This window comes from Haloechinothrix halophila YIM 93223, from assembly GCF_000504245.1.
Taxonomy (GTDB): Bacteria; Actinomycetota; Actinomycetes; order Mycobacteriales; family Pseudonocardiaceae; genus Haloechinothrix_A; species Haloechinothrix_A halophila.
Genome location: NZ_KI632509.1, coordinates 3,087,368 through 3,113,143, shown reverse-complemented (window position 1 = coordinate 3,113,143; position 25,776 = coordinate 3,087,368). Strand labels below are relative to the sequence as shown.

Sequence of the window (25,776 nt, the reverse complement as noted above, 5' to 3'; positions counted from 1 at the left end):
CGCCGGGACTATTGTGGCTTCGCCGGTCATAGTGCGTAATCGGGGCCGGATTCGTTGGTTTTTGTCCGTTTCATGGGAACATGTGCCCGGCGAAGTCACGCCGCCCGTCCTCGCTGGCGATGGCAGCCTCTGGTGAACGCCCCGCGCAGGCGGTGTGCGAGCCGCTGCGGATTCCGGGCGTCCTCCCATCCCCAACGCACCACCTCGTATCCCGCGTCGACGAGCCGCTCCTCGCGGCGCTTCTCCGCGCGGACGATGTCACGGACGTTGCGCCGTCCGTCTGATTCGTACTTCGCGAGGCCATCCGCCTCGCCAATGACGCGCGCGTGTTCCCAGAGGAAGTCCACGCGGGCGAACGGACCGTTGGCATCGCTGATGACGGCTTGGGTACGTGGCGCGGGGAGGCCCTCGGTGTGGATCGCGACGCGAGATATGGCCTCCAGCGCCGACTCGCAGTCCGGATCGGCAAGGTCGACCACGCGGGCCGCGTGTTGTATGCCAGGCCACCCTGCGCAGTCAGCCAGTACCGTGTGCAGTTCAGGCAACGATGTACGAGCGGTGCGTAACGTCGAGTCGGTTGCTACTACCGCGTTAACGAGCGGCCACTCGCGTGCGAGGTCCACGATAGTCCGCGCGGCGGTCGTGATCGGTACGCCATGGCGAGTGGTTCGATGTTCATCGGGCAGCGTCGCACGCCGAATGACGTAGCCGTCGCGGCGCTCGCCGCGCATGGCTCGCCCGTTGACCAGGACAGCAAGCTCGGCAGGTTCGTCGAGGGTGTCGAGCCCGAGTATCTGGGCGGCTGACGGACCCGCGCCGACGGCGCCGCGGCCCAGCGCAAGCAACAGCGCTGACACTTCCAGTGCGTGCTTGCGTTGTGGGTCGTTGGCCACTGCGGCCAGCGTTGACGCCGGCACATAGACGCCATGGCGTACGGCCACCCAGGTGGCGTCCGTCAGGAGTCGACGAATCCGCGTCGGCGAGTGCCCCGCGGCGAGAGCCTGGGCGCGGGTGAACGGACCTGCCTTCATGATTCCCCCGTGAGCAGCCGGTGTGATTGTCCGAAGGTAACGGCCTGCGCCGACAATCCAGGGTGGTCGTACCGGCTTCGCCAGGAAAATTGCGGATCGGGTGCCCGATTAGTGTCTCTGTGTCCCGTATAGCGCGCAAAGAGCCTGGCGAAGTCGGGCCATACGAAGGGAAGTCGGACAATGCGCACGCTCGCCGCCTGCCGCGGCTTTGACGCGCTGACGGCCGCTACGGGGAAGTGAGCGGTAACGAGTTCGGCTGGTGATACGCCGACTCTCGAGCGTCGTAGAGGTTGAGGTAGCGGTCGACGCTGGTGATCGTCAGTGGCCGACGTACCGCACGCTGGTGACACACGATGCGGAAATCGGTTCCGGCCGCCTGCGCACGCTGGTGTGTGTCCACCATGGTGGCGACACCGCTGCTGTCGAAGAACGACACGTCGCTGAGATCAGCGATCAGCACCGCGGGCGCTGGCGGCGTGAGGGCATCGACCAGGGCTGTTTTCAGGTCGGCATGGGTGTGGGAATCGATCTCGCCGGCGGCCGTCACGAGGATGGCGCCGGAGTCGAGCTGACGCTTCACGACCTCGATGGACCCGGTGTGCGGAGACATTCCGTAATCGATAGGCGTCATCGATCTCGCCTCCTTGCATAGGCGTATCCGGTCCTGACGTCGACAGTAGACACGGGCCTCGCGGGTAACAACGCGATCTCGGAGGTATGTCGGATTAGTGGCGATATACGAGGAACAGTTGACCCGATGAGGTGCACCGGCCCGCGTGTGACAGCCGCCGCTCCGGCAGCCGGATCGTGGCGGGGCGGACAGCAATGGCTCGCGCTGCTGGTTCGGGCACACCGGAAGCGGGTAGCCGGGACCCAGACCCCCGGCCCTGGCAAGGAGGAAGCATGTCCGAGACGGTTGCCGATTCGGTGCTCCGCAGGCTTCGCGAGTGGGGCGTGCGGCAGGTGTTCGCCTATCCCGGTGACGGCATCAACGGGCTCGTGGCCGCGTTCGACACAGCTGGGAACGACCCGCGCTTCGTGCAATCCCGGCACGAGGAGATGTCGGCGTTCCAGGCGGTCGGCTACGCCAAGTTCAGTGGCGACGTCGGCGTCTGCATGGCGACATCGGGGCCGGGCGCGGTGCACCTGCTCAACGGCCTATACGACGCCAAGCTGGATCACGTGCCTGTGGTCGCGATCGTCGGCCAGACCGCACGTAGCGCGATGGGCGGCACGTTCCAGCAGGAGATCGATCTGCAGGCGCTCTACAAGGACGTCGCCTCGGAATACGTGGTCGAGGTCAACGTCTCCGAACAGCTCCCGAACGCGCTGGACCGCGCCATCCGGATCGCCAAGGCACGCCGCGCGCCCACCGCGGTGATCATCCCGTCGGACGTGCAGGAAGAGGAGTATTCCCCGCCACGGCACGAGTTCAAGCACGTGCCGTCGAGTGATACGGGGTTGTCGCACTCGGTGTCGATTCCGCCTGAGGACGAGGTCGCACGGGCGGCCGATGTCATCAACGCGGGCGAGCGGCTGGCGATTCTGGTCGGGCAGGGCGCGCGCAACGCAGCCGAGGAGGTGCGGCAGGTCGCTGACATCACCGGCGCCGGGGTCGCCAAGGCGCTGCTCGGCATGGACGTCCTCCCGGACGACCTCGAGTACGTCACGGGCGCGATCGGACTGCTGGGCACCCGGCCGAGCTACGAGCTGATGCGGGATTGCGACACCCTGTTGATCGTCGGCTCCAGCTTCCCGTACGTGCAGTTCCTGCCCGAACTGGACCAAGCCCGCGCGGTGGAGATCGACATCGACCCCGCTCAGATCGGGATGCGGTACCCGACCGAGGTCAATTTGGTCGGCGAGGCGAAGGGGACGCTCCGCGCGTTGCTGGCCCATCTGGACCGCAAGGACGACCGCGGCTGGCGGGAGTCGATCGAGTCCACTGTGGCCTCCTGGCGCGAGACGATGACACAACAGGCGATGCTGGACGCCGACCCGGTGAATCCCATGCGAGTGGTGCACGAGCTGTCCCAACGAGTGCCAGCGGACGCGATGATCACCGCCGATTCCGGGTCATCGACCAACTGGTACGCCAGGCTGCTGCGGTTCCACGGCAGGATGCGTGGCTCGTTGTCCGGCACGCTGGCGACGATGGGCCCGGCTGTGCCGTACGCGATCGGCGCGAAGTTCGCCCACCCCGACCGGCCCGCCATCGCGCTGGTGGGCGATGGTGCGATGCAGATGAACGGCATGGCGGAGCTAATCACGATCGCGCGCTACTGGCGGCTGTGGCAGGACCCGAGGCTGGTGGTGTGCGTGTTCCACAACAACGACCTCAACCAGGTCACCTGGGAGCTGCGCGCCATGGGCGGCGCGCCGAAGTTCGAGCAGTCACAGGACATCCCGGACGTCTCCTACGCGGAGTTCGCCGAGCAACTGCGGTTCACGTCGCTGTCGATTGAGGATCCAGCCGAGCTGGGTGACGCCTGGGACACCGCACTCGCCGCGCCCCGGCCCGCGCTGCTCGACGTCCGGTGCGACCCCGAGGTGCCGCCGATCCCGCCGCACGCCACGTTCGAGCAGATCAAGTCGACGACGGAGGCGGTACTGCGCGGCGAGCCGAACGCGTGGCGCATGGTCACTCAGGGACTGAAGACCAAGGCCCAAGAGTTCCTGCCGAGCCGGTGATGGCCGGGATCCCGCGACGCCGCCGAGCCGGTCACTGGCTGAGGTAAGCCCGCGCGCCCGATGGTCACTGCGTGCTGGTGACCGCCTCGTCGATGGAGTCGAAGACGGTGAACGAGCCGCTGATGCCGGTGATCTCCAGCGGCCGGAGCACCACTCGTTCGGTCGTGACCAGGCGGAAGGTGATGCCACTTGACTCAGCCGACTCCGCGCTGGCGAGCAGGACCGACAGGCCAGCAGAGCTGAAGAACTTGACGTCGGACATATCGAGGATGACGACCTCGTTCGGCGGGCACAGCACCGATTTCAGCTGTGTCTCGAACTCGTCGGCGGTGACAAGGTCAATCTCGCCGGATACCGCGAGGACCACCGTATGCCCAGGGCCGACCGTGGTCCGCTTGAACGAGAGCTGCTGCATCGGTAGCTCCTTACGGCCAGCTCGATCGACATCCCCAAGTATGGCTAGCCTGCCGTAGTTGAGTGGGTCTTTCAACCTCTGCGCGTTGTTGTTGGCGATTCCATACCAATAGGGGCATACCGGGCAGCCTTGCGGGTGATCCTGGTCGTTCGGCGGCGGCCTGACCTGGGATTATCGCTACGGTCGATCGGGTGCATCGTCACGGACCGTGGGTACCCGCTGGCCTGATCGACGCGGGCAGCTCCCGCGGCTGACTCGCCGTGATGGGATGGAGGTGGGCCTGCCCCCGATTTCCGCAGGCCCACCTCACGCCGTGCGCCAGTCGTCCCCGCCGAGGCGCAGCCCCGCTTCGACACCCATGAGCGTCACGCCGCCGTCGACCGGCAACGATGTCCCGGTGATGTAGGAGGCCGCGGGAGTGGCGAGGAACGACACCGCCGCCGCGACCTCGTGCGCGTCACCTGTTCGGCCCAGTGGCACACCGGGACGCCGCTGCTCGCGCGGATCGACGTCGTCCTGGCCGGTCATCGGTGTCGAAATCTCGCCAGGAGCGATGGAGTTCACCGTGATGCCGTGTTCGGCCAGTTCGAGCGCGAGCACCTTGGTCAGCGCACCCAACCCGGCCTTCGCCGCGCAGTAGGCCGCGAACCCGACGCGTGGCTGGTGTTCGTGCACGCTGGTGATGTTGATGATCCGGCCACCATTGCCGTTCTCGATCATGTGCCGTGCCGCGCGTTGCGCGCACAGAAATGAACCATCGAGGTCGACGCCGAGCACCTGCCGCCAGCGGTCGAAGTCCGTGTCGAGCGCACGCTCGCTCGTGATCGTTCCCGCGTTGTTGACCAGCATGTCCAGTCCGCCGAGCTTGTCGGCCAGCGCGTCGATGGCACTGGCCGCGGTGGGCAGGTCGGTCAGGTCCATCGGCTCGACCACGGCGCTGACTCCCTGCTCACTCGCCTCACGAGCGGTCTGTTCGGCGCCATCGGCGTCGCGGTGGTAGGTGATGCCGACATCGACACCGCCGCCGGCCAGCGTGACCGCGGTCGCTCTGCCAATGCCGGAGTCGGCACCGGTGACGATGGCGCGCCGGGGGCGGCCTGGTAGGTCCTGCGGAAGTGGTGCTGGCGTAGCCATACCGAAGTGGTACCCATCGACGACACCGGTTACACCGTGAGATCACCGAGCTGCTGCTCGAGGACACCAAGCGTCGGGCGCACGCCCAGGGTGTCGACGTTGAGTTCGACGCCGAGGCGATCAACTGGCTCGCCAGCGCGGGCTATCAGCCGGAGTTCGGGCCCGTCCACCGCGGCGCACGATCCAGCGTGAGGTGGGCAACGAGCTATCCCGGCTGCTGCTGGACGGCACCGTCCACTCCGGCGCGAAGGTCCGGGTCAGCGTCGCCGACGATGCGCTGAGGTTCGAGACGGTGTAGTCAGCTCGACCGGTTGTCGTCCAGCTCGCCGCGGATCGGATGCTCGGGGATGTCCTTGTCCTGTTCGGAAAGTCCAGGCTTGGTGTGCAGCTTGCGATGCGCCGCCCGGTCCGCCTCGGCCTGCTTCGACTCGAGTGGAACCGCGCTGAGCACTTCGATCTCGCTGCCGTAGGTGACCGGCGGTATCGCTTCCAGCGCGCTCACCGTCTCGGCGTCCGCCCCGGCTCGCAGCGCGGTCTGCACCAGATCGTTCTTCTCCGCGGGATAGTCGGCGTTGGACAGGGCCTGACACAGTCGATCGACGTCCGTTGCCATGGTCAACCTCCGCTATCTGGATGACGCCGTTGCCGTGATGCCCTTGGATAGCCAGCGACGGGCCAGCGCAAACGCGCCGCCCTGACACCTGCTCAGCTGGGAAGCAGGCGGGAGCCGAGCACGCCGAGCACGGTCGCCGATGTGCTGGCGCCCAGCGCGATACTCCAGCCGACCGGGCCGAGCGGGGTGCAGCCGAAGAACTGGCTCACGCCTGGCGTCTGGATCACACCGCCGAGCGCGAGCGCCGAGCCGATGCTCGCCAGCAGCACCTTTCGATCCAGCCCACCGATCGCGAGTGTCTGACCGAGCTGTGTGCCCACCAGCGCGGCGAGCGCGACGGTCGCCGCCCGCTGCCGACGTCCGGTCAGCCTGGCGAGGCCCCATCCCGCGCTCGCGCCGAGCGTGGTGACCACGGCGCGTAGCAGCAACTCCCGGTTGAGCTGCCCGCCGAGTGCTGACGTGGGACCGCCGCTGAGCAGACTGTCCACCTCGTCGCGTTTCGGCTCGCGGAGCGCGATCGCCACGGCCGGGGCGAGATCGGTCAGGAGGTTGACCAGCAGGATCTGCCTGGCTGTCAGCGGAGAGCGGCCGGTGATGAGCGCGGCGAGCACGCTGAAGCTGACCTCGCCGAGGTTGCCGCCGAGCAGGATCGCCAACGCGTCGCGCACGGACAACCACAGCGCGCGGCCCTCCAGCAGTGCGGCGGTGATCGTGGCGAGCTGGTCGTCGGTGACGACGACGTCCGCTGCGATGCGGGCGGCGGGCGTGCCGCGGCGGCCGAGGGCGATCCCGACGTCGGCCAGCCGGATCGCGGGGGCGTCGTTCGCGCCGTCGCCGGTCATGGCCACCGTCCGGCCCCGGCTCTGAAATGCCCGGATGATGCGGACCTTGTCGCTCGGGCTGCACCGCGCGATGACGTCGACGTCGCGAAGCCGGTCGGCGAGCCGCTCGTCGTCAAGCTCGGCGAGTTCGGGGCCAGTGACGACGCGGGGCGTGTGGTCCGCCTCGCCGTTCACCGTTGTCGCTATGGCATCGGCCGTCGCGGGGTGGTCGCCAGTGAGCATCACGACCTGCACCCCTGCCCGTCGGAGCTGCGCCGCCGCTGGGGCGGCGCTGGTCCGCACCGGATCAGCCAGCGCGACGAATCCCCGGTACACCAGGTCGGTGACCGCGGCGTCGTCAATGGCGCTGGCATCGTCGGCGTCCAGTGCACGTTCGGCCACCACGAGCACTCGATGTCCCCGCCCCGCAAGGGACTCCAGCGTGCTGCTCACCGCCGTGCTGGCTTGCTTGTCGAATCGAGTCTGCGTGCCGTTGCTGTCGGCGTACGCGCAGCGCGGCAGCACCACCTCCGGCGCGCCCTTCACCGACAGCAGACGTCCATTGCCGGTGTCGCCGATCGTGGCGTGGTAGCCCCGCGACGGCTCGAACGGCAGGTCGGTGCCGCGTTGCCACGCTGGCGTATCCGCGCGCACGTCGACGTCGGCCGCCTGCGCCCCCGCGACGACGCCGCGATCGGTCGCGTGTTCCAGCTCGCCGGGGTCGTCCTCGCCCGGCGTCGCCCGGAGCGCGGCGGCGAGCACGGCGCGGTGCGCGTCGTCGAGCTCCTCGACGTCCTGGGTGGCGCTGGTGTCGCCCACGCTGGTAAGGCTCAGCGTTCCCCGGGTGAGCGTGCCGGTTTTGTCGAAGCACAACACATCGGCGCGCCCCAGCGCTTCCAGCGTGTGCGGGTTGCGCACCAGCGCGCCCTGGTTGGCCAGCCGTCGTGCGGACGCGAGCTGCGCGGCGTTGCGGACGAACGGCAGCCCCTCCGGCACCGATGCCACGGCCAGGTTCACCGACGTGCCCAGGCTCTCGCGCAGCGGCACTCCCCGCAGCAGACCGGCCACCGCGACCGTCGCCGCACCGCCAATCGCCAGCGGCGTGCCCTTCTTCGTCAGCTCGTCTAGCCGCGCGCTCGAACCGGAGGGCGTGTCCGGCGTCCGCGCCAACGCCATGCTGCGGCCCGCTTCCGTCGCGTTCCCGGTGGCGACGACGACGGCGACCGCGCGCCCCACCGCGATCGTGGTGCCCTCGTAGAGCATTGACGTCCTGCCGCTGATCTCGGCGGCCGCGACCGGGGCGGCGTTCTTCGCGACCGGCAGCGACTCACCCGACAGCGACGACTCGTCCACTTCCAGCTCGCTGGCCTCGATGATCCGGCAGTCGGCGGGCACGACATCGGAATGGCCGAGCAGCATGACGTCTCCCGGCACGAGCTGGGACGCGGCGACATAGTGTTCGGTCCCATCGCGGCGAACCGTCACCCCGGATGCCGACTGGCGCAGCAGGTCGCCGAGCGCACGGTCGGTTCGCACCCGCTGCAGGCCACCCATCACCGTCGACGCGCCGGTGACGGCGGCGACCAGCCCGGCATCGGTGAGCGACCCGGTCGCGGCCGACAGGGCCGCACCCGCCGCGAGCACCGGGGTGAGCGGGTTCGCCAACTCGTCCGCGAACGCCTGCCACAGGCTGATGCCAACCGGCGCGTCGCCGTCACCCTGGGAGCGCGCCCGCCGGTCGGCCTCCGCCGCTGAGAGACCGTCGGGGTCACTGCCCAGGCGTGCCAACGCCGTCTCCGCGGGCATCAGGTGCCACGGCGCGCTGCTCTCCGGCGCGACGGCGGGCCGCGACAGCAACGTGCGCGAGCGCCACCGACCACCGGCGAACGCCGCGGCCGCCGCCGCGTTCACGCCCAGCTGCCCGCGGGACGCGGCCCGCGCGCCAGTCCCTTGCAGCGCGGCGACCGCGCCGACCCCGGAGCCGCCCGCCGCGAGGGTGCTGCTCTGCTCGTCGACGGTGGCGGCGGCGTCGATGGCATCGATGACGATCGCGGCCGCCGCGGTGTCCTCGCCCAGCAGTAAGTGCGCGCCCCACGGCGGTGGCTCGCCCTGGCGATGCAAGCCGAGACCGCAGTCCGCCGCGCCGACCGCGTCTCGGTTGCCGGAGACGACGACGGTGACCGCGCCGTCCCGTTGCAGCTCGCGCACCTGTGCTGGCAGTTCGTCGCCACCGGGCACGACGTCGTCGGCGTAGGGGTGCCGCGTGTGGTCGCGATCCGCGATCACCACGGCCGCGCGCACCCGACGTGCCGCCGCGACCACGGATCGCAGCGCGTCCGTCTGCTCGGCGGACACTCCGGCGACACCGCGCAGCTTCCGGCCTCGCGCGATGCCGAGCACCCGGTTCGCCCCGCGTTCGCGCAACTGCCGCGCGGCACGGCGTCCGGTCGTTCCGGACAGCGTCAGGTCGTCCAGCGGGGCGAGCACCCAGCCGTCGCGCTCCTGCCGCGCATCGGGCGTGTCCGGCTGGAACAGGTCGAAGCCGAGCTCGGCGATCTCCGCGGGATCCGCCCCGCCGACCGGGATGAGGTCGGTTATCTCGTGGCGTCCGCTGCGCAACGCCGCCGCGTCGATCACGACGGTGTCCATCCTACCGAGCTGGCGCAGCACACCCCGATCCATGACGACGACGCCGCGCCGCGTCAGGATGCGTCCGATGTGGGTGGCGAAGCCTTCCCGGCCCGCGGCGTGTGCTTTGGGCAGGCTCGCCAGGCCGACCGCGAGACCCTGCCGTGGCCCGGTGAACGGGACGGCGGCAGCCCCTACGGCCGCGCCGACCGACATCGCCCGCCGCGCGTAGTCGTCGGCCGGGTCGGCAGGCGGTGGGTTCTTCCGTACCGGGACTGGATCGGCGGCGGCGTCCGCCTCGTCGCGCACGAGGTCCGGTTCACGCTGCCACCATGCGGTCTGGTGCGCGCGGGCCTCCCGCAACTGTTCGATCCGCTGGACGATGTCGAGCACGATGCCTTCGCCACCGGCGGCGAGCCCTTGCGCGAGCGCCGAGACGACCGGCAGTACGGAATCGGCGTCGTGCTGGCTGTGCAGCGCCTTCCCCGTCAGCCGTCGCAGCGTCGGGTGATGGTGGAACGCCGCGCCGAGCGCGCCCACCTCGGTCGGCAACGGCACCCAGCTTGCCACCCGCGTGACGGCCGACAAGCCGAGGCCGAAGGCATCAGCGGCGAGCGCGGTGATCGACTGCGCGGTGCGCGGGCCCTCGCACGGATGGTGCAGCTCCTCGCATTCGTCATCGGCCTCTTCTGGGACGGCGGCGTCCCGCTCGGCCTGGGCGACGGCGCGCACCAGGTCGTGCTCTCGCAGCGACTCCGCCTCGACGACGACCCGGTGGGTGGGCGCGTTCACCCTGGCCCACCGCACGCCGGGCAGGGCAGCGACCGTGCGTTCCACGGTGCGGATGACGCGGCGCGAGTGGGGCTGGTCCAACCCGTGCACCTCGACGTAGTACCTGCCGTCGTGCGCGCGCACCTGCCTGCCGCCGAACCCACCCAGGCGCGCGGCGGCTTTGAGCGCGCGTACCGGCAGGTCACGCGGCAGCATGGATCCCGGACCTCCCGAACGTCCGTTGGCAGTGGTGTCGCTGTTGTCGGTCACGCGTCGATCACTCGCCGAGTGTCCTGGCACGCGCTGCTGTCGTGTAGGTCATGGTCGGACCTCCCTGCCGCGTGGGTACATTCCGATTACCCGGATCGACCTCGACGTCAAACCGAGTTGAACGGGCGCGATGGTGGGTACTGCTGTGGCATGGCTGGTGAGAACTGGACACCCGGCGACCATCCCTCCGGCACGGCGCCAGGCGCGCGCGATATCGGCCCGCCGCCGCCACCGACGGAACCGCACGCCGGCGTGCGCTCGGACGATCTGCGGGCATTGCTGGACACCGAGGACGACGACGCCCGCCTGGTGCTCCAGGAGGGCAGGGTTCAGCTCCGCACGGACGCCGGTGACACGACCGGGGCGGTCACCATCATTTCCCGCGCTGGGCTCCGCGAGCGGCTGGCGGGGGCGACGCCGGACGCGCGGTGGCTGCTGGAGCAGGCGGTCGAGCTGAACACGGAGATCGCCTCGCTGGGCGCGTAACGTCGCGCCCCGGCTGGTGGTCACTGGTGCAGCGGCTCCTGCCCGGCGTCGTAGACGAGTACTCGGTCGCCTCGTACCAGCCGCGCCTCGGGGCTGGGCCGGTGCTGGCGCACCGTGCCGTCCGGCATGAGGTGTTCGACGTCGACCCCGCGTGCCAGCAGCAGGAAGTCGGCGATCAGCTTGCGATGGCAGCGCCACCACACAGACTCCGCGCACATCACTGTCGTCAGGTCCTGCTCGGCGTCGGCGCACAGGTCGTCTATGGCGGCGAGAAACTCCGGGGTGCGCATATGGGCCGCGTAGCCGCTGAACGCGGCGTTCCGCAGCGCGGTGTCCGGACTGTCTGGCTGGCGCGACCGCCAGCCACCGAGGCGCTTGTCCCAGCGATAGCCGATGCCCGCTTCCGGTAGCCAGTGCGCCATCGCGATCCGGTTGGCGTCCGGGTTGTGTCTGCTGCCCGGGGCGGTGCGGACGTCGACCAGCCGCCGCACCGCTGCCGAGCGCAGCAGTCGGGTGAGCGTGGTGGCATCGGCGGTGCCGTGGCCGACGGTGAGTACCCGCATCACCGCTGAGGATGTCACGTCGGCTGTGCCTCGCGGGTGACGTCGGTGGCTGCCTTGTCGCGCCGCATGCCCTGCGGCTACCCAGCGGCAACGCCGTTACACCTCCTGGCGTGCGACGCACGGTCGCGACCGACGGGAATGGTGTGAGGCGGGTGCGCGCGGTACAACCGGTGTATGGCGGGACAGGCAGAGCGCCGCGATCCACACACCACAGTCAAACGCGAGCTGCTGGTGCGGTACCTCGACGCCTGGACGTCCGCGGTCTCGCGTTCGCACCGCAGCGCCACCTACATCGAGTCCGCGCTCGGCGGTGCGGCCGCTGACGCGCTGCGTGTCTTCGGTGAGTTCGCCGACCGGCTCACTGGCCACCAGTTGGACGTCGTTCTGGTGGGTGCGCCCGCAGCGTCACTCACTCCGGTGCTGCGTGAGCTGGGCGAACCGCCAGGGGTCGCGGTGCACAGCGTCAATAACTCTGGCGATCTCGCGGTGGAAGGGCCCGCGCTGGCGCATCTCGACGTCGTGGGGGAGAGCGTGCTGGATGAGCAGGCGGCATGGCGGCTGGCGGCCGAACTGGCGCGGGCCAAGGGGCGCGAGGTGCTGCTCACGGTGCCACCCGTGACAGCGGAGCAGGTCGATGACCACCGGGCGCGGTTGCGTTCGGCTGGCCTGTCCTATGTGGTCGCCGTCGAGCTGGTGGATGACCAGGATGAGGCGCAATTGCTGATGTTCGCGACGAGCGCCCGCAAGCACCTCGCGACGTTCAAGGACGAGCTCTGGGCCGTCGACGAGTTCGCCGGCGTGCGCTACCGCGACCCGAGTGACGACGAGGGCGCGCTGGTGGACATCTCGCTCACACCGCAGCTGACGCCGCTGCGCCGGATGCTACTGGCCGAGTTGGCACGACGTGGGTCCTGCAGCGTCGCCGAGCTCCAAGACCACACGCTGCTACGGACGGTCTACCGCCCCGCGGATGGCATGCGGGTGCTGCAGTCCGCGGCGTCGGCGGGCTCAATCACGAGAGAACCGGAGAAGGGGAGGCTCACGCCGCGCACCGTGGTCGGCCACGCGGCAGGATAGTTCGGGCCGAGCCTGGATGGCGGCCACGGCGTCAGCCGTGTCGATGTCACCGAGCCGAGGACCACCGGCCAGCCGTCCAGCCACGGGTCGCGGGCGAGTGCGTCGGCGTAGCTGGCCAGCATGCCCGTGATGGATTCGGCCATGGCGAACGACAACACCAATGCGCACCGACCGGTCTGAGCGCCGTGCAGCCACACGCGCCGAGTGGTGAGCCCGTCGGGCGTCGGTCTCATCTCTGCTGCCCAGGACGAGTCATCGGTCTCTGATGGCGGGCGCGTCGCGCAGGACTTGCTCGCGGGGCGTCGTGAACCCGACTACTGCCGCTGGTCGGGCGGTTGGGCATTTGTTGATCAGGGACCCTGCCGGTAGGCCCGCAATTTGTCCGATTTGAGCGTTTGGCATGGTCCTCAGCGCAGGGTCCCTGATCAACACGCGGAGATAGCCCAACTGTCGCGTGTCGTCACCCGTTCAAGTGGTTTCGCGTCTCGGAGTGCCCAGGGTGGGGGCGACTCAGGCTGCGTGATGGCTTGTTCTCGCTGTTCAATGCCATGCGGCAGACATTGCCGAATGTGTGTTCGATACTGTAGGGTTTTGCGTACGGCCGTCGCGCTTCGTCGGCCGCCTTATGCAGTGGAAGCTCTGTTCAGTGAGCTTCGCAGGAGTGATTTCGGCGTTCGCCGGACCCTGCTCCGCTGCGGGCGCTGCCAGTCCCCGTTCATTGCCGCACGATGCGGCGCGACAGTTAGGATTGCTATGCCCGCAGAATCTAACGACCTTGAATCCCGGGTGACCGCGCTCGAAGAGCAGATGCGCGTTGTCACAGCGGACGCGGCGGCCGCTCGTGTCCTTGCCGGGGGTGCCGACAGGGATGTGTCCGCTATGCAGGATCAGCTCAGAGCGCACACGAAGCTGCTCAATGCGCTGCGGGAAACTCAAGTTGAACACGGCGACAAGCTCGACGGCATCAACGGCCGACTTGACAACTTGGAGGGCCGCTTTGACGGTCTGGATGGGCGCATCGACGGTCTGGAGGGCCGTTTCGACGGTCTGGATGGGCGCTTTGACAACTTGGAGGGCCGCTTCGATGGCCTGGGCGGGCGCATCGACGGCATCGACGGCCGACTTGACAACTTGGAGGGCCGCTTTGACGGTCTGGATGGGCGCATCGACGGCCTGGAGGGCCGTTTCGACGGTCTGGACGGGCGCATCGACGGAGTGGCCGGAGGCTTCGCCAAGGTAGGCGCCGATATTGCGCAAATGATGGCTGTGCTTACCGGGCTTACTGAAAAGGCTCGAAACGACGATTAGCGGCGGGCGAGGTGGTGGTGCCGTTGCGACGCACGGCACCACCACCTCGCGCTCGGCTTCTGTCGGGTCCAGGCGGCATGTGGGCTGGATGCTCAGAAGTACGCGTCAGGTTCCGTGGCCGTCTGCGCGACACCTCGCACTGTGATGATCATGCGTGCACCAAGCGTGGAGCCTGCGCGTCGTTACCGGATGCGCCCGCGTGCGCCCGTAGGCTGTGCGTAGCTGGCTGCGGCTGGCTCGCCAATCGTCGCTGGAGGTACACGTGGGAATACTCGGCTGGATCGTTCTCGGACTCGTCGCCGGCGCGATCGCGAAGATGCTCATGCCGGGCAAGGACCCTGGCGGCTGCATCATCACCATGCTGATCGGCGTGGCGGGCGCGTTCCTCGGCGGCTGGATTGGCCAGACTCTCTTCGACGTCAATCTCGGCACGTTCTTCGACGCACGTACCTGGGGGCTGGCGATTCTCGGCTCGCTCGTTCTGCTTCTGGTTTATCGGCTGATCGTCGGCGCCCGCGAGCCTCGCTGACGCCTCAGGTCCCGACGTTCCCGCGTTCAGACGTTGCGTAACACCGACGCGACGATGCCCAGCACGACGGCTTCGTCGCCGTCGATGACGTCGTAGTTCGGGTTGCGCGGCTCCAAGTAGACGTGGCCGTTGCGGCGGCGATACACCTTGACGGTGGCCTCCTCGTCGAGCAGCGCGGCGACGATCTGGCCGGAATGTGCTTCGGAATGCTGGCGCACGATGACGATGTCGCCGTCGCAGATCGCGGCGTCGATCATCGAATCACCGCGCACCCGCAACCCGAACACGGTGCCACGCCCGGTTAGGCCGCGAGGCAGCGTCATCATGTCATCGATGTGCTCGTCCGCCGCGATGGGAGTGCCCGCGGCGATATCACCGACAACGGGAACGCTCACCGAGTCGGCGGGCTCCCGCGTCGAGGAATCCCGCAGGAAGTCCCGTACGTCGATCGGCCGGGACATCGTGGCACTGCGCCGTAGGAACCCCTTCTCCTCCAGGTTCGCCAGGTGTTTCGACACCGACGACGATGACCGCAGCCCGACGACGTCGCCGATCTGCCGCGTACTCGGCGAGTACCCGTACCGGATGACCCAATCCCGGATCGCGACCAGGATGCGCTGCTGCCGCGGCGGCAGTGTCGAGGTGTCCAGGTGCTCGAATGGGTCAAGATCATCGTAGAAGCTCACCTGCGGAATCGTAGGGCACGCCCACGTGTGCTCGATCGGGTGCCACGGCGCCGTCCGACTGCGCGGCATTGCTCCGATTGGCGGATCCCTCGGCGGTATGCGGGCGTTAACATTTCGCCCACTTTGGGCTGACACCGCTACCGCGCGTGACGGCTCGTCGCACGACGCCGAGGAGGGGCAACTCGTGTGGTCTGGTTCGAGTATCGGAAGGCGGGCGTTTCTGACCGGAACGCTGGCCACAGGTGCCGCCGCGCTGACGACGGGCGCCGCGGGTCGTGGCGTGCAATCCACGCTGCGCAAGCACGTCTATGACGCGAACGTCCGCGAGATCGACCTCGGCGGCCCGATCGTGAAGACCTGGGTGTACGGGGATCGGCTGCCGGGCAAGGAGTTGCGCGTCCGCGCGGGTGAGCCAGTTGAGGTGCGACTGAAGAACCATCTGCCCGCCGACAGCACGATCCACTGGCACGGGCTGCGGATCGCCAACGCGATGGACGGCGTGCCCGGGGTGACGCAGGATCCGGTCCGGCCGGGGGAGGAGTACCGCTACGTCATCACTCCGCCGGACGCGGGCACGTTCTGGTTGCACTCCCACGGCCAGCTGCAGACCGACCGGGGCCTGTACGCTCCGCTGATTGTCGACGACCCGGATGAGCCGGGCGACTACGACCACGAGTGGATCATCGTGCTCGACGATTGGCTCGACGGCACCGGCACGAACCCAGAGGAGGTCTTCCACCACCTCCGCAGCGGCGGTCACCACGGTGGTGACTACGACGACCCGTGCCTGGGTCACCTCGGCATGCACCTGGGGGACGTGCACGACTACGCCTACTATCTGATCAACGGCAGGGTGCCGGAGGCCCCGAGGACGTTCACTGGCAGGCCGGGACAGCGGGTGCGGCTGCGCATCATCAACGCGGCCGCGGACACGATCTTCCGGGTGGCGCTGGGCGACCACCGCTTCCGGGTCACCCACACGGATGGCTTCCCGGTGCGCCAGCGCGAGACGCAGAGCCTGCTGCTGGGAATGTCGGAACGGATCGACGCGATCGTCGAGCTCGGCGACGGCGTGTTCCCGCTGGTCGCTCACCCGGAAGGCAAGCACGGCACGGCGATGGCGGTCGTCCGGACATCAGGTGGCGCCGCGCCTGGGCCACACGCTCACCCTCGGGAGCTGGACACCTGCCCGCTGCTCGGCACCGGCTTCGTCGCCACCGACGACGTCACGCTGACCGGACGGCCCGACCGCGAGCACGATGCCGTCCTGACCGGCGACATGCATCACTTCATCTGGAAGATCAACGACGCGGTGTTCGGCGAGCACACTCCGCTGCCGGTGCGAAGCGGCGAGGGCGTCCGGCTGCGGTACGTGAACCGGACGATGATGCCGCACCCGATGCACCTGCACGGCCACACGTTCCAGGTCATCAATCCCGACGGCGGCTTCGGCCCCCGCAAGGACACCGCGCTGGTGCCCGCGAAGAGCGCCGTGGACGCCTTCTTCGTGGCCGACAATCCCGGCGATTGGGTGACCCACTGCCACAACGAGTACCACATGGCCGCCGGGATGATGACCACCGTCGTCTACACCTGAGTCACTGTCCACATGCGACGTAGCGGCGACTACCGAGGCGGTCGACGGCGGCTGATCCGGCGCTGGGCGAGCATCGTTCTGCGACGTGCGGTGTGCCAGGCACGACGCAGCACATCATTCCGGGCTACTCGCTGGGTACCCTCGGCCAGCAGTTCCTTCATCCGATCCGCCGGCGCGGACCACCGCTTCGGGGCTGGCTCATCGCCACTGGTTGGCAGCGCTCCGGTCCGTTGCATGCGGTTCACCGCGCCGACTATGCCGACGATCCCGTCGATCGCCGCCTCAAGCAGCTCACGGTCGCTGATCGTGTCCGGCGTGGTGGTTCCGCGCGCGGCGGCCGGATCCGGGATGAGTTCGGCGAGGTCGCCGCTGACATGCACCCCAGCATGGGCGACATCGTCGGCGATGCGTTTGCCCTGGTCGATAGCCCACGGGTAGAGCTCAGCCGGTAGCGCGAGCGACGGTTCGTGATCGCTGCGCCGGGTCAGCACCCGCTTGCCGAGTACCTGCTTGAGGAGACGTTCGCTGGGCTTCCACCGCAGGCCGCGTTCGCGGGCGACGGTGTTGACGCGTCGCATCAATTCCGCCGAGACCACACCCAGCGATACGTTGCGCCCCTTTGGTGGGACGTCGTAGTCGGCAGCGTCGATGCCGGTGGTCTCGGCGAAGCGCTGCCACAGCAACCGCGGGTCCGACCCTGGTGGCGGGACGGTGAGGACATGCATGCGCGTGGCGGGGACCGCCTTGCCCCACCGGCGCAGGATGGCGCCGAGGTCTTGCTGGCGCCAGAACCGCGTGCCGACCTCGAGGGTGGCCGACTCCGGGTCGGTCACGGCGGCGAGGTACTCCTGCCAGGTGTAGGTGAACCAGTTCCGCATGTCCTCCTGCCAACTGGCCGGGACATTGCGCGCGAGGTCGCGCCCGGTCAGGATGACGTGGACGTCCGCGGGAGCGAGGCTGTCAATCGCGCGCCGGATGTGCCGTGGCTTGGCGTCCACCAGCCATTCCATCGACACGATCGCGCTGTGACCGTCCCAGGCGTGGATCTCGTCGACGAGACGCTGCCACGCTCCGGCCGTCTCTCCGCGCCGATGGTCAGCGGGAGTGATATTCGCGAGATCACGCACGGCATGCACCTGGTCCCCCCACGTGCTGCCGGGCCACAGGACGCCCTGCTCAGCCAGGCGCTGCCGGTTGTGTCCCAGCACGTCCTGCAGGAACGTCGTTCCCGACTTCGGCGTGCCGATGTGGAGATACACCGTCGGGTAACGGCGCTGTGCGGCTGTGTCCTGGGTCAACCCGTACCTCTGTCTTCTCGTGTTCCCGCGCGATTACCGGGAACGATAACGCGATCGGGTTCCGCGCATCCGCTCACCTGGTGGACCGGGGCGGCTCGTGGCGGAGCTGCCGTGAGCTACGACCCGGGTTCGCCTGGCTGATCGACCGTGACGGTGACGCCGTCGGCAAGCCGGTACGGATTCGGCGTGACCAGCGCCCCGACGACGCGTCGCAGCCGGGAGATCTCCGCGCGGACGGTCACCGCGTGCTCGGCGTCGCCAAAAAGGATCGTGCTCAGCCGGCCTGCCGTCAGTCCGTCGGCGTCAGCCTCGCTCAGCGCGCGCAGGATCTGCGCGTGCCGCCGGGTGAGTGAGGTCCGCCAACCCGCCTCGTCCGAGTGGACTTCCAGCACCGGCTCCCCGGTGAGGTCGAGCCGCGCGGTGATGGTGCCATCGCGGTCGCGCGGGCGGACCAGCCAGCCATCGGTGATGCGTTCCGGGAGACACAAGCCCATGCCAGGCACGGCGAGGGCGCGGTCTGGGCGCGGGGCTTCGATCCGGTCCCTCGCGGCGATGCCGGAGTGATGGGCGACCCAGCCGTGGTCATCGACCACGAGCAGCGGGCCGGACCGCGTGCCGAGCAAAGGTTCGGTCGCCCGGCGCAGCTGATCCAGCCGGTCCTGGTGCCAGCGCCACAGTCGAGCTTCCGCGAGCCGGACCGCGCTCCGCACCAGCGAGCCGATCGCGGGGTGCAGAGTCAGCGCGGGTCCGCTCACGTCGACCACCCCGACGAGATCCCCGGTGCGTGGATCGTGCACCGGCGCCGCGGTGCAGTACCACGGATGTTGCGTGTGTTCGAAATGCTCTGCCGAGAACAGCTCCACCGGGGCTCGCTCGGCGAGCGCCGTGCCGATCGCATTGGTCCCGACGACGTGCTCGGTCCATCGCGCGCCCGCCACGAAACCCAGCCCGTCGGCGACGATCCGGACCCGGGTGGAGCCCTCGCGCCACAGCACGATGCCGTCCGCGTCGCAGACGACCATGAGGAACTGCGACGCCTCGGCCACGCTGGTGAGCACCGCACGCAGTTCGTCGATGACCTGGCTCAGCGGCGACTCATGACGCAGCCGTGCGATCTCCGAGGCCGGCAGGTGTTCGCGGGTGTTGCGGCCATCCGGGTCAAGGCCCATCGCCAGCATCCGCGACCAGGATCGCGCTACTAGTGCGCGCGGCCGCGCGGGCGGACGGACGCCGGCTAGCACGGCGTCGTGGATCCGCTGCAGTTCGCGCGCATGGGCCGTAAGGTCCGTGCCGGGCGCGATCGCACCGTTAACCGCCGTCGTCATCTCGCCTCCGCGAAGGTTCCCCTCAGGATAAGCAGCACGCTGTGAGCGGCGCCACGGTCAGCGGAATGCAACACGCTGCAACGCTTCTGACTCGCCGCGCGCGGGTGTGTGCTGGAGCACATGACTGACAGCCTGATCGCCCCCACAGCCATGTCCGCCCAGCGACGAGCCGAAGCCTGGTTCGACGACTTCGAGGACGCGCTTCGTGCGAGCGACGTCCGCCGCGCGGCCGCCATGTTCGCGGCTACCAGCTACTGGCGCGACCTGATCGCCTTCTCGTGGAATCTCACCACCGTCGAGCACCCGGAGGGCGTTGCCGACCTGCTTGGCGAGACGCTGGAACGAACCAGCCCACGTCGGTTCACGATCACCGAGCCGCCAGAGGAAGCCGACGGCGTCGTCACGGCGTGGTTCCGCTTCGAAACGACCGTCGGTCGCGGCAAAGGCCTGGTCCGGTTCGTCGACGACGATGGTGAGACCAAGGCGTGGACGTTCCTCACCACGCTGTATGAGCTCAAGGGCCACGAGGAACCATGTGGGACGAGGCGTCCCAAGGGCGTCACGCATGGCGCGTTCAAGGACCGCACGACGTGGTGTGAGCAGCGACAACAGGAGGCCGAGGCGCTGGGGTCGACCACCCAGCCATACGCGCTCGTCGTCGGCGGCGGGCAGGGCGGCATCGCCCTGGGTGCCCGGCTCAGACAGCTTGGCGTGCCGAGCCTGGTGGTGGACAAGCACTCGCGTCCGGGTGACCAATGGCGGAATCGCTACAAGTCGCTGTGCCTGCACGACCCGGTCTGGTATGACCACCTGCCCTACATTCCGTTCCCGGACAACTGGCCGGTGTTCTCACCCAAGGACAAGATCGCGGACTGGCTTGAGTCGTACGTCAAGGTCATGGAGATCCCGTACTGGTCGGGCACCGAGGTGACGTCGGCGTCGTACGCCGAGGAGGCAGGGGAGTGGACCGTCCAGGTGACGCGGGACGGCGAGCCGCTCACGCTGCGGCCGCAACAGTTGGTGCTGGCCACCGGCATGTCCGGCAAGCCGAACGTGCCGGAACTACCCGGCCAAGATGTCTTCCGGGGCGATCAGCACCACTCGTCGGCACACCCAGGCCCGGACGACTACGCGGGCAAGCGGTGCGTGGTGATCGGCAGCAACAACAGCGCGTTCGACATCTGCGGCGCGCTGTGGGAGCACGACGCCGACGTGACGATGGTGCAGCGCAGCTCGACCCACATCGTCAAGAGCGACACCCTGATGGACATCGGGCTCGGTGATCTCTACTCCGAACGTGCGGTCGCCGCTGGGGTGACCACCGAGAAAGCCGACCTGATCTTCGCGTCGTTGCCGTACCGGATCATGCACGAGTTCCAGATTCCGCTGTACGAGCAGATGGCGGAGCGGGACCGTGAGTTCTACGAACGGCTCGAACGGGCCGGGTTCTGGCATGACTGGGGTGAGGATGGCTCTGGACTGTTCATGAAGTACCTGCGGCGCGGGTCCGGCTACTACATTGACGTCGGCGCCGCCGAGTTGGTCGCGAACGGTGAGGTGAAGCTCGCGCACGGCCAGGTCACCCGGCTCACCGAGGACGCGGTCGTGCTGGACGACGGCACGGAGCTGTCAGCGGACCTGGTCGTCTACGCGACCGGCTACGGTTCGATGAACGGCTGGGCCGCGGACCTGATCAGTCAGGAGGCCGCCGACCGGGTCGGCAAGGTGTGGGGGTTGGGTTCCGACACCACGAAGGACCCAGGGCCGTGGGAAGGCGAGCAGCGCAACATGTGGAAGCCAACCCAGCAGAAGGCGCTGTGGTTCCACGGCGGCAACCTGCACCAGTCGCGGCACTATTCGCTGTACCTCGCGCTGCAGTTGAAAGCGCGCCACGCGGGCATCCCGACGCCGGTGTACGGGCAGGCCGAGGTGCACCACACGAGGTGACCGGTCCAGCATCGGACGGAGCCAACGCGGCGTAGACAACGCGGTAGTGGCCGAGCCCGCGGGCCCGGCCACCACCGCGTTGATCCTGCTAATGCCCGATCAGCTGGTGCTGTTCTTGCGGCGACGCTGGAACATCAGCGCACCCACACCGGCGATCACGAGGCCGACACCGACGAGCAGCGGTGTCATGATCGAGGCGCCGGTCAGGGCCAGGTCATCCTCGTTGCTCACCGGGGCGGGCGGGGCCTCCGTTGTGGTCGGCGCCGGGGGAGCGGCCGACGTCGTGGACGTGGTCGGGGCGCTCGACGACGTGGTCGGCGCAGGCGTCGAGGAGGTGGTCTCCTCGGGTGGCGTGGTCGTCGGAGCGGCCTGCCAGGTGGCGGTGGCGCCAGCTGAGAGGGTGACGTCCTCCGACTGAGCCACGATCAGCGACTGTGCCTTGCGCTCGTCGTAGTTCCCTGCGACGAACAGCCGCCCGGTGTTGACATGGCCGGTGGCCTTGATCTCGAAAGACGCGTTGTTCGCTGACATGCTCGCGGGGACGTCGACGTAGATCTCGGAGCCATCGGTGATGTCCGACGCCGACAGTTCCTTGCCGTCAGCGTCGGTCAGCGTCGTGCCTTCGGGCAGGTCGGTCGTCAGCTCGGAGACCTCGCCTGTCGTAGCGACCGTGAACGGCCCGATCCGCTCGCCAGCCTGACCGGATGCCGTCTCCGGGGCCAGCTCCAGCGTCGGCGTCGGCTCCTCGATGTCCCTGGCCTCACTGGTCAGGTAGTCGTAGAGCGCGAGGACGTCCTGGTCGGCGTCGTCGCCCGCCTGCGTCGCGTTAGGACGCTGAAGCTCCTCATCGTCGCTGAAGCGCCAGACCGCGGCTTGGGTGCCGGTGATGGCCTCCTTTTCGGACAGACCGTCGGTCAGCGTGTCCGCGCCGATCGCCTCTTCGAGTGCGTCGGTGTCGACGCTCGGGTATCCGTTCTGCAGCACCCACTGGATCTTCCCGCGGTTGTCGTGGAAAGGGGAGTCTGGATTCGGGTACTGGTCCCACGGCGTCTCGACCATCGTCTCGCCGTGGCGCAAATCGACCTTGATTTCGACGCAATACATGCGGAGCGTATTGCCGCCGTCGAGCTTCAATCCGAACAGCGCGGTGTTCAGATTGGTCATGCTGTCCATGTTCACCTTGTAACCGCTGATGTTGTGTCGCGGCCCGAGAACCGTGCCCGTCGCGTCGTCGGCGGACGCGGGCGCGGCGGTCGACAGCAGGGCGAACGTGGCGCCGATAGCGACGGCGCCAGCGCGAGTGAGAACTGATCTCGTGCGCATGAGTCTCCTAACCCTCCCCTGTGGAGCTTCCGATAAAGATCACACTTTCCAGTGAGGGCGGAGCATACACATAGGAGAAAAACGACCCGAACCGGCCATACTATCGAGTTTCTGTTACTCCGAATGGTTGACGTCTTTAGTGTCATAAGTGACGCCAGGCGAGCTAACCGATTGGTCCGGGCTCTGCAGGGTGGCCTCGGTCCAGGCGTCGGCCACCGCGCCAGCGGCCTGCGGTGCGGCGTCGGGCATGATGGGCTTCGACGCTTGTGACGACCGCCAAGAGAGGGAAATCAGTGCCTGCATCGTCATTCACCCGGGGCGTTGCGCCGGACGCCGTCGCCACCGACGACCACGCCTTCGCGGAGTGGGCCGCCACTGAGGCGGGACGGCTGCTGCTTCAGGTGCGCGATTCCGGCCTCGCGGGCAAGGAGCTCAAGAACGCCGGTGACCGGGAAGCCAACGAGCTGCTGCTGAGCCTGCTGGCCGAGCATCGTCCGGACGACGCGGTGCTGAGCGAAGAGAGCCTCGCGAGCCACGGTGACGCTACGCGACTCGCCGCCGACCGGGTGTGGATCGTCGACCCGCTTGACGGTACGCGCGAGTTCTCCGAACCGCCCCGCGACGACTGGGCGGTGCACGTGGCGCTGTGGTCGAAGGGCGAGCTGACCGCGGGTGCGGTCGCGCTCCCCGCAAGGGACGTCACCTTCTCAACGGCGTCGGTCAAGGCGCCAGAGGCCGCACCGTCGCAGGCACTGCGTATCGCGGTGAGCCGCACCCGCGCGCCCGCGCTGGTGCATGACGTCGCCGAGACGCTGGGCGCGGAACTGGTCGCCATGGGCTCGGCCGGGGTCAAGGTGATGGCGGTCATCGACGGCACGGCTGACGCGTACATCCACGCCGGTGGCCAGTACGAGTGGGACTCGGCCGCGCCGGTGGCCGTCGCCAGGGCGGCGGGCGCCCACACGAGCCGGATCGATGGCGGCCCGTTGGAGTACAACCAGCGCGAGGTGCTCCTGCCTGATCTGGTGGTCTGCCGCAGCGAGGTCGCCGAGCAGGTGCTGAGCGCGATCGCGGCTGCCCCCACCGAGGCCGTGCGGCCGGACTAGCTCCTGCGTGACGCATGCGGTGGGGCGACGCTCCGCCGATCGGGCAGCGGCCGCTCAGGGCGCGCCGTTGTCGAGGTTGTCGCGGCAGTACTCCCGGCGTGCCTGGTTGGCCTCCGGTGTGGTGCGGGTGGCGGCGAGAATGGCGTACGCGGCGGCCTCCGCTGACGCGTCGATCTCGGCCAGCTTGGCGTGATACAGCGGCCCATCGACGCCACCGGCAGCGCGAGCGTGCCGCAGTTGCTCGGCGTTGCGCCACGCCTCCTCACGCCAGGATGAGATGAGCAGGTAGACGCTCTTCGGGTCGATCACCATGCCCAGCAGTTCGTTGCCGTCGTTGAGCGACGGGTCGTACCGGGCGGCGAGCCGGTCACTCATCAGCTCGGCGTTCTCCTGCAGGACGTCACTGATGCGGTCGTGGTCGGGTCGTCCGGTCGCGTCCGGCATCGGCCCGTCGGCCCGGAGAACACCCTCGGTCTGCTCGATCGCGCGGATGGGGTTGTCCCGCCGGATGTGCGCGTTGAGCTGCAGCAGCAGATCCCCGGTCGCGGTCACGGATTCGTCGTCGGCTGCCTGGAACGCGATCGCCCAGGACGGCGCGACCTCATCCCGGTGGCCGGTGTGCCAGCGCGCGTACTGGTCGAGGTATTCCTGGGCGTAGTTCCGTACCTCGTGGTTGATGCGGTCCGGTCGCTCGTACGTTCCGCGCACCGCCAGCGGGTCGAGCCGCTCCAGGTCGTCGAAGTAATCCGGATCGGTCGCGGACTCGAGGTAGCCGCGGGTGATGGTCAGGTATGCGTCGGCGAACACCGCGTCGTGGTCGCAGCCAAGCGCCGCGGTGTGCTGCTGCAGGATCGTCTCCAACTGCCTGACGCACGACAGCGTCCCTTCGACGCAGCTGACCGGCTCCACAGCGGGCAGGTACGGCACGGTGTAGTCGGGCGGCAACGGCGGCGAGCCCGGCAGCAGCCACGGCACCGGTTCGTCGGCACCGGCCTGCGCCATAGGCAGCACCAACGACGCGACCATGGCGCACAGCGCGATGCGGACCCGACCGGCCATGACAGACTCCTTGGTATCAAGCGCTCATTCGATGCTTGATGAACGAGCCATTTGCGGTCCCGGTACGGGGAGGGCGCCATGGATGACACCACGGCGCGCGACATCCTGGGCATCGGACCGCACGCCACCCGGGAAGAGGCTCGCACGGCGTACAAGCGGCGCGCCAAGATTCTCCACCCGGACAGGCATGCGCACGGCTCGCAGGCGGACCTGCGTGCGGCAGAGCGAGCGATGGCCGAGTTGACCGACGCGTTGCACGCGCTCCGGTTCGATGCCGCGAAACGGACCAGCGACGCGCAGCAGGCAACGCATCGGGTATGGACCGGTGATAGGTACGTCGACGTGCCGCGCGACCGCCCGCGACGTCCGCGGCATCGGGGATGTGAGGTCTGCGGGCACACGCCCGCGATGTGGATCGACATTCGCGCACTGAACGGGCTGATCATCCTGCACCGCACGGACCGCTACGCCGCCACGCTCTGCAGGAACTGCGGCACCGCGATCTGGCGAGACGTGCAGGCACAGACACTCACACTCGGGTGGTGGGGTATCCCCGCCCTGTTCGCCAACCTCGCCGTGCTGGTGAACAACCGGGGCTACGGCGCAGCGCTCAGGGAACTGGACCCGCCGCACGCTCGTGCTGCCGGTTCACCAGCGCCGAGGTCGGAGCCCATGCCGCTCACGAAGCCGGTGACGGCCCGGGTGCTGCCCTGGCTAGCCACCGCCACCGTCGTGATCATCATCGTGCTGCTGGTAGCGGCCGCTATGCAGGCGCGCGGGTGAGCGCCCCTGGCAAGCCGAGGTGCTCGGTCTAGAGGGCGTCAACGCGCAGCAGGAACCCCCGCTTGTCGAGGAAGCTCGACAGCCACTCGCGATGCTGTTCGCAGGCTAGCCAGGTCTTTTCTCGTTCGGGAGTGTGGACCTTCGGGTTGTTCCAGACCACGGCATACGACGCTGCTTGCTGACAGCCCTTCGCCGAACAGATCAGCTGACCGGCGGAGGCATCAGTAGCGAACGACGATGGCTGGTCCTGCATACCGCCATGGTGCCAGGCCGCGACGCCCGAGAGCGTGCGCCGGGTGGCCATGCGGAGGAAGG

Annotated in this window: 22 protein-coding genes and 1 pseudogene; 10 read left to right on the top strand and 13 right to left on the bottom strand. The window is 68.6% G+C overall.

Going from position 1 to position 25,776, the window contains the following annotated elements; all coding sequences use genetic code 11:
* Positions 1-95 precede the first annotated feature (95 nt).
* Together AMYHA_RS25810 and AMYHA_RS25805 are read right to left on the bottom strand one after the other, a co-directional pair.
* A complete protein-coding gene (locus tag AMYHA_RS25810) occupies positions 96-1,031 on the bottom strand; it encodes a CarB family protein (RefSeq protein WP_051399914.1) in 936 nt (311 codons plus the stop codon).
* A gap of 226 nt (positions 1,032-1,257) precedes the next feature.
* Positions 1,258-1,662: an STAS domain-containing protein gene (locus tag AMYHA_RS25805; protein WP_084037226.1), complete on the bottom strand. Its 405-nt coding sequence runs from the start codon at positions 1,660-1,662 to the stop codon at positions 1,258-1,260.
* Between the two features lie 272 nt (positions 1,663-1,934).
* Between AMYHA_RS25805 and AMYHA_RS14255 the strand changes: the two genes are divergently transcribed.
* Positions 1,935-3,722, top strand: a complete 1,788-nt coding sequence (locus AMYHA_RS14255) for a thiamine pyrophosphate-requiring protein (RefSeq protein ID WP_034271687.1) — start codon at positions 1,935-1,937, stop codon at positions 3,720-3,722.
* Between the two features lie 64 nt (positions 3,723-3,786).
* Here AMYHA_RS14255 and AMYHA_RS14250 read toward each other — a convergent pair whose 3' ends face one another.
* A complete protein-coding gene (locus AMYHA_RS14250; protein ID WP_034271685.1) occupies positions 3,787-4,137 on the bottom strand; it encodes an STAS domain-containing protein in 351 nt (116 codons plus the stop codon).
* A gap of 306 nt (positions 4,138-4,443) precedes the next feature.
* Positions 4,444-5,271, bottom strand: a complete 828-nt coding sequence (locus tag AMYHA_RS14245; protein ID WP_051399912.1) for an SDR family oxidoreductase — start codon at positions 5,269-5,271, stop codon at positions 4,444-4,446.
* A 41-nt stretch (positions 5,272-5,312) separates the two neighbouring features.
* Between AMYHA_RS14245 and AMYHA_RS28430 the strand changes: the two are divergent.
* A pseudogene (locus AMYHA_RS28430) lies at positions 5,313-5,569 on the top strand (hypothetical protein).
* Here AMYHA_RS28430 and AMYHA_RS14240 read toward each other — a convergent pair.
* Both AMYHA_RS14240 and AMYHA_RS14235 read right to left on the bottom strand, forming a co-directional pair.
* Positions 5,570-5,884, bottom strand: a complete 315-nt coding sequence (locus AMYHA_RS14240) for a DUF2795 domain-containing protein (RefSeq protein WP_034271683.1) — start codon at positions 5,882-5,884, stop codon at positions 5,570-5,572.
* Positions 5,885-5,976: 92 nt separating this feature from the next.
* Entirely contained in the window at positions 5,977-10,374 is a 4,398-nt protein-coding gene (locus AMYHA_RS14235) for a cation-translocating P-type ATPase (RefSeq protein WP_051399911.1), read from the bottom strand.
* Between the two features lie 150 nt (positions 10,375-10,524).
* Between AMYHA_RS14235 and AMYHA_RS14230 the strand changes: the two genes are divergently transcribed.
* Positions 10,525-10,860, top strand: coding sequence for a hypothetical protein (locus AMYHA_RS14230; RefSeq protein ID WP_034271681.1), 336 nt, complete (start codon positions 10,525-10,527; stop codon positions 10,858-10,860).
* 20 nt (positions 10,861-10,880) lie between these two features.
* Here the strand turns inward: AMYHA_RS14230 and AMYHA_RS14225 are convergent, their stop codons facing one another.
* Entirely contained in the window at positions 10,881-11,441 is a 561-nt protein-coding gene (locus AMYHA_RS14225) for a DUF488 domain-containing protein (protein ID WP_231104757.1), read from the bottom strand.
* Positions 11,442-11,597: 156 nt separating this feature from the next.
* Here AMYHA_RS14225 and AMYHA_RS14220 point away from each other — a divergent pair, with 156 nt between their 5' ends.
* The 3 genes from AMYHA_RS14220 to AMYHA_RS14210 all read left to right on the top strand — a co-directional run bounded on the left by AMYHA_RS14220 (position 11,598) and on the right by AMYHA_RS14210 (position 14,337).
* Positions 11,598-12,500 (top strand): hypothetical protein, encoded by a 903-nt coding sequence (locus tag AMYHA_RS14220; RefSeq protein ID WP_034271677.1) that lies wholly within the window; start codon positions 11,598-11,600, stop codon positions 12,498-12,500.
* A gap of 753 nt (positions 12,501-13,253) precedes the next feature.
* Positions 13,254-13,808, top strand: a complete 555-nt coding sequence (locus AMYHA_RS25800; protein WP_157362109.1) for a hypothetical protein — start codon at positions 13,254-13,256, stop codon at positions 13,806-13,808.
* A 262-nt stretch (positions 13,809-14,070) separates the two neighbouring features.
* Positions 14,071-14,337, top strand: coding sequence for a GlsB/YeaQ/YmgE family stress response membrane protein (locus AMYHA_RS14210; protein ID WP_034271675.1), 267 nt, complete (start codon positions 14,071-14,073; stop codon positions 14,335-14,337).
* Between the two features lie 26 nt (positions 14,338-14,363).
* On the opposite strand, the gene lexA is transcribed toward AMYHA_RS14210, so the two are convergent.
* A complete protein-coding gene (lexA, locus tag AMYHA_RS14205; protein WP_034277255.1) occupies positions 14,364-15,023 on the bottom strand; it encodes a transcriptional repressor LexA in 660 nt (219 codons plus the stop codon).
* A gap of 184 nt (positions 15,024-15,207) precedes the next feature.
* Between lexA and AMYHA_RS14200 the strand changes: the two genes are divergently transcribed.
* Complete coding sequence (locus tag AMYHA_RS14200; protein WP_051399909.1) at positions 15,208-16,620, top strand: multicopper oxidase family protein; 1,413 nt, start codon at positions 15,208-15,210, stop codon at positions 16,618-16,620.
* Positions 16,621-16,649: 29 nt separating this feature from the next.
* On the opposite strand, the gene AMYHA_RS14195 is transcribed toward AMYHA_RS14200, so the two are convergent.
* Complete coding sequence (locus tag AMYHA_RS14195) at positions 16,650-17,918, bottom strand: hypothetical protein (protein WP_051399908.1); 1,269 nt, start codon at positions 17,916-17,918, stop codon at positions 16,650-16,652.
* Positions 17,919-18,034: 116 nt separating this feature from the next.
* On the bottom strand, positions 18,035-19,243 hold the full coding sequence (locus AMYHA_RS14190) for a sigma-54-dependent transcriptional regulator family protein (protein ID WP_034271673.1): 1,209 nt from the start codon (positions 19,241-19,243) through the stop codon (positions 18,035-18,037).
* Positions 19,244-19,363: 120 nt separating this feature from the next.
* On the opposite strand from AMYHA_RS14190, the gene AMYHA_RS14185 reads away from it, so the two are divergent.
* A complete protein-coding gene (locus AMYHA_RS14185) occupies positions 19,364-21,190 on the top strand; it encodes an NAD(P)/FAD-dependent oxidoreductase (RefSeq protein WP_034271671.1) in 1,827 nt (608 codons plus the stop codon).
* 99 nt (positions 21,191-21,289) lie between these two features.
* On the opposite strand, the gene AMYHA_RS14180 is transcribed toward AMYHA_RS14185, so the two are convergent.
* Entirely contained in the window at positions 21,290-22,513 is a 1,224-nt protein-coding gene (locus AMYHA_RS14180) for a thioester domain-containing protein (RefSeq protein WP_034271669.1), read from the bottom strand.
* A 293-nt stretch (positions 22,514-22,806) separates the two neighbouring features.
* On the opposite strand from AMYHA_RS14180, the gene AMYHA_RS14170 reads away from it, so the two are divergent.
* On the top strand, positions 22,807-23,619 hold the full coding sequence (locus tag AMYHA_RS14170; RefSeq protein WP_034271665.1) for a 3'(2'),5'-bisphosphate nucleotidase CysQ: 813 nt from the start codon (positions 22,807-22,809) through the stop codon (positions 23,617-23,619).
* Positions 23,620-23,673: 54 nt separating this feature from the next.
* On the opposite strand, the gene AMYHA_RS14165 is transcribed toward AMYHA_RS14170, so the two are convergent.
* Positions 23,674-24,678 (bottom strand): DUF5995 family protein, encoded by a 1,005-nt coding sequence (locus tag AMYHA_RS14165; RefSeq protein ID WP_034271663.1) that lies wholly within the window; start codon positions 24,676-24,678, stop codon positions 23,674-23,676.
* A 78-nt stretch (positions 24,679-24,756) separates the two neighbouring features.
* On the opposite strand from AMYHA_RS14165, the gene AMYHA_RS25795 reads away from it, so the two are divergent.
* Positions 24,757-25,461, top strand: a complete 705-nt coding sequence (locus AMYHA_RS25795) for a J domain-containing protein (protein WP_051399907.1) — start codon at positions 24,757-24,759, stop codon at positions 25,459-25,461.
* A 28-nt stretch (positions 25,462-25,489) separates the two neighbouring features.
* Here AMYHA_RS25795 and AMYHA_RS14155 read toward each other — a convergent pair whose 3' ends face one another.
* Entirely contained in the window at positions 25,490-25,765 is a 276-nt protein-coding gene (locus AMYHA_RS14155; RefSeq protein WP_231104755.1) for a hypothetical protein, read from the bottom strand.
* Between the last annotated feature and the right edge of the window lie 11 nt (positions 25,766-25,776).

What these genes read in the sequence shown, in the direction of transcription:
- AMYHA_RS14220 (WP_034271677.1), top strand. Translation starts at nt 11,598, where the DNA reads ATGGCGGGACAGGCAGAGCGCCGCGATCCACACACCACAGTCAAACGC.
- AMYHA_RS14185 (WP_034271671.1), top strand. Translation starts at nt 19,364, where the DNA reads ATGACTGACAGCCTGATCGCCCCCACAGCCATGTCCGCCCAGCGACGA.
- AMYHA_RS14250 (WP_034271685.1), bottom strand. Translation starts at nt 4,137, where the DNA reads ATGCAGCAGCTCTCGTTCAAGCGGACCACGGTCGGCCCTGGGCATACG.
- AMYHA_RS14155 (WP_231104755.1), bottom strand. Translation starts at nt 25,765, where the DNA reads ATGGCCACCCGGCGCACGCTCTCGGGCGTCGCGGCCTGGCACCATGGC.
- AMYHA_RS25800 (WP_157362109.1), top strand. Translation starts at nt 13,254, where the DNA reads ATGCCCGCAGAATCTAACGACCTTGAATCCCGGGTGACCGCGCTCGAA.
- AMYHA_RS14245 (WP_051399912.1), bottom strand. Translation starts at nt 5,271, where the DNA reads ATGGCTACGCCAGCACCACTTCCGCAGGACCTACCAGGCCGCCCCCGG.
- AMYHA_RS25795 (WP_051399907.1), top strand. Translation starts at nt 24,757, where the DNA reads ATGGATGACACCACGGCGCGCGACATCCTGGGCATCGGACCGCACGCC.
- AMYHA_RS14230 (WP_034271681.1), top strand. Translation starts at nt 10,525, where the DNA reads ATGGCTGGTGAGAACTGGACACCCGGCGACCATCCCTCCGGCACGGCG.
- AMYHA_RS14190 (WP_034271673.1), bottom strand. Translation starts at nt 19,243, where the DNA reads ATGACGACGGCGGTTAACGGTGCGATCGCGCCCGGCACGGACCTTACG.
- AMYHA_RS14255 (WP_034271687.1), top strand. Translation starts at nt 1,935, where the DNA reads ATGTCCGAGACGGTTGCCGATTCGGTGCTCCGCAGGCTTCGCGAGTGG.
- AMYHA_RS14180 (WP_034271669.1), bottom strand. Translation starts at nt 22,513, where the DNA reads ATGCGCACGAGATCAGTTCTCACTCGCGCTGGCGCCGTCGCTATCGGC.
- AMYHA_RS25805 (WP_084037226.1), bottom strand. Translation starts at nt 1,662, where the DNA reads ATGACGCCTATCGATTACGGAATGTCTCCGCACACCGGGTCCATCGAG.
- AMYHA_RS25810 (WP_051399914.1), bottom strand. Translation starts at nt 1,031, where the DNA reads ATGAAGGCAGGTCCGTTCACCCGCGCCCAGGCTCTCGCCGCGGGGCAC.
- AMYHA_RS14165 (WP_034271663.1), bottom strand. Translation starts at nt 24,678, where the DNA reads ATGGCCGGTCGGGTCCGCATCGCGCTGTGCGCCATGGTCGCGTCGTTG.
- AMYHA_RS14240 (WP_034271683.1), bottom strand. Translation starts at nt 5,884, where the DNA reads ATGGCAACGGACGTCGATCGACTGTGTCAGGCCCTGTCCAACGCCGAC.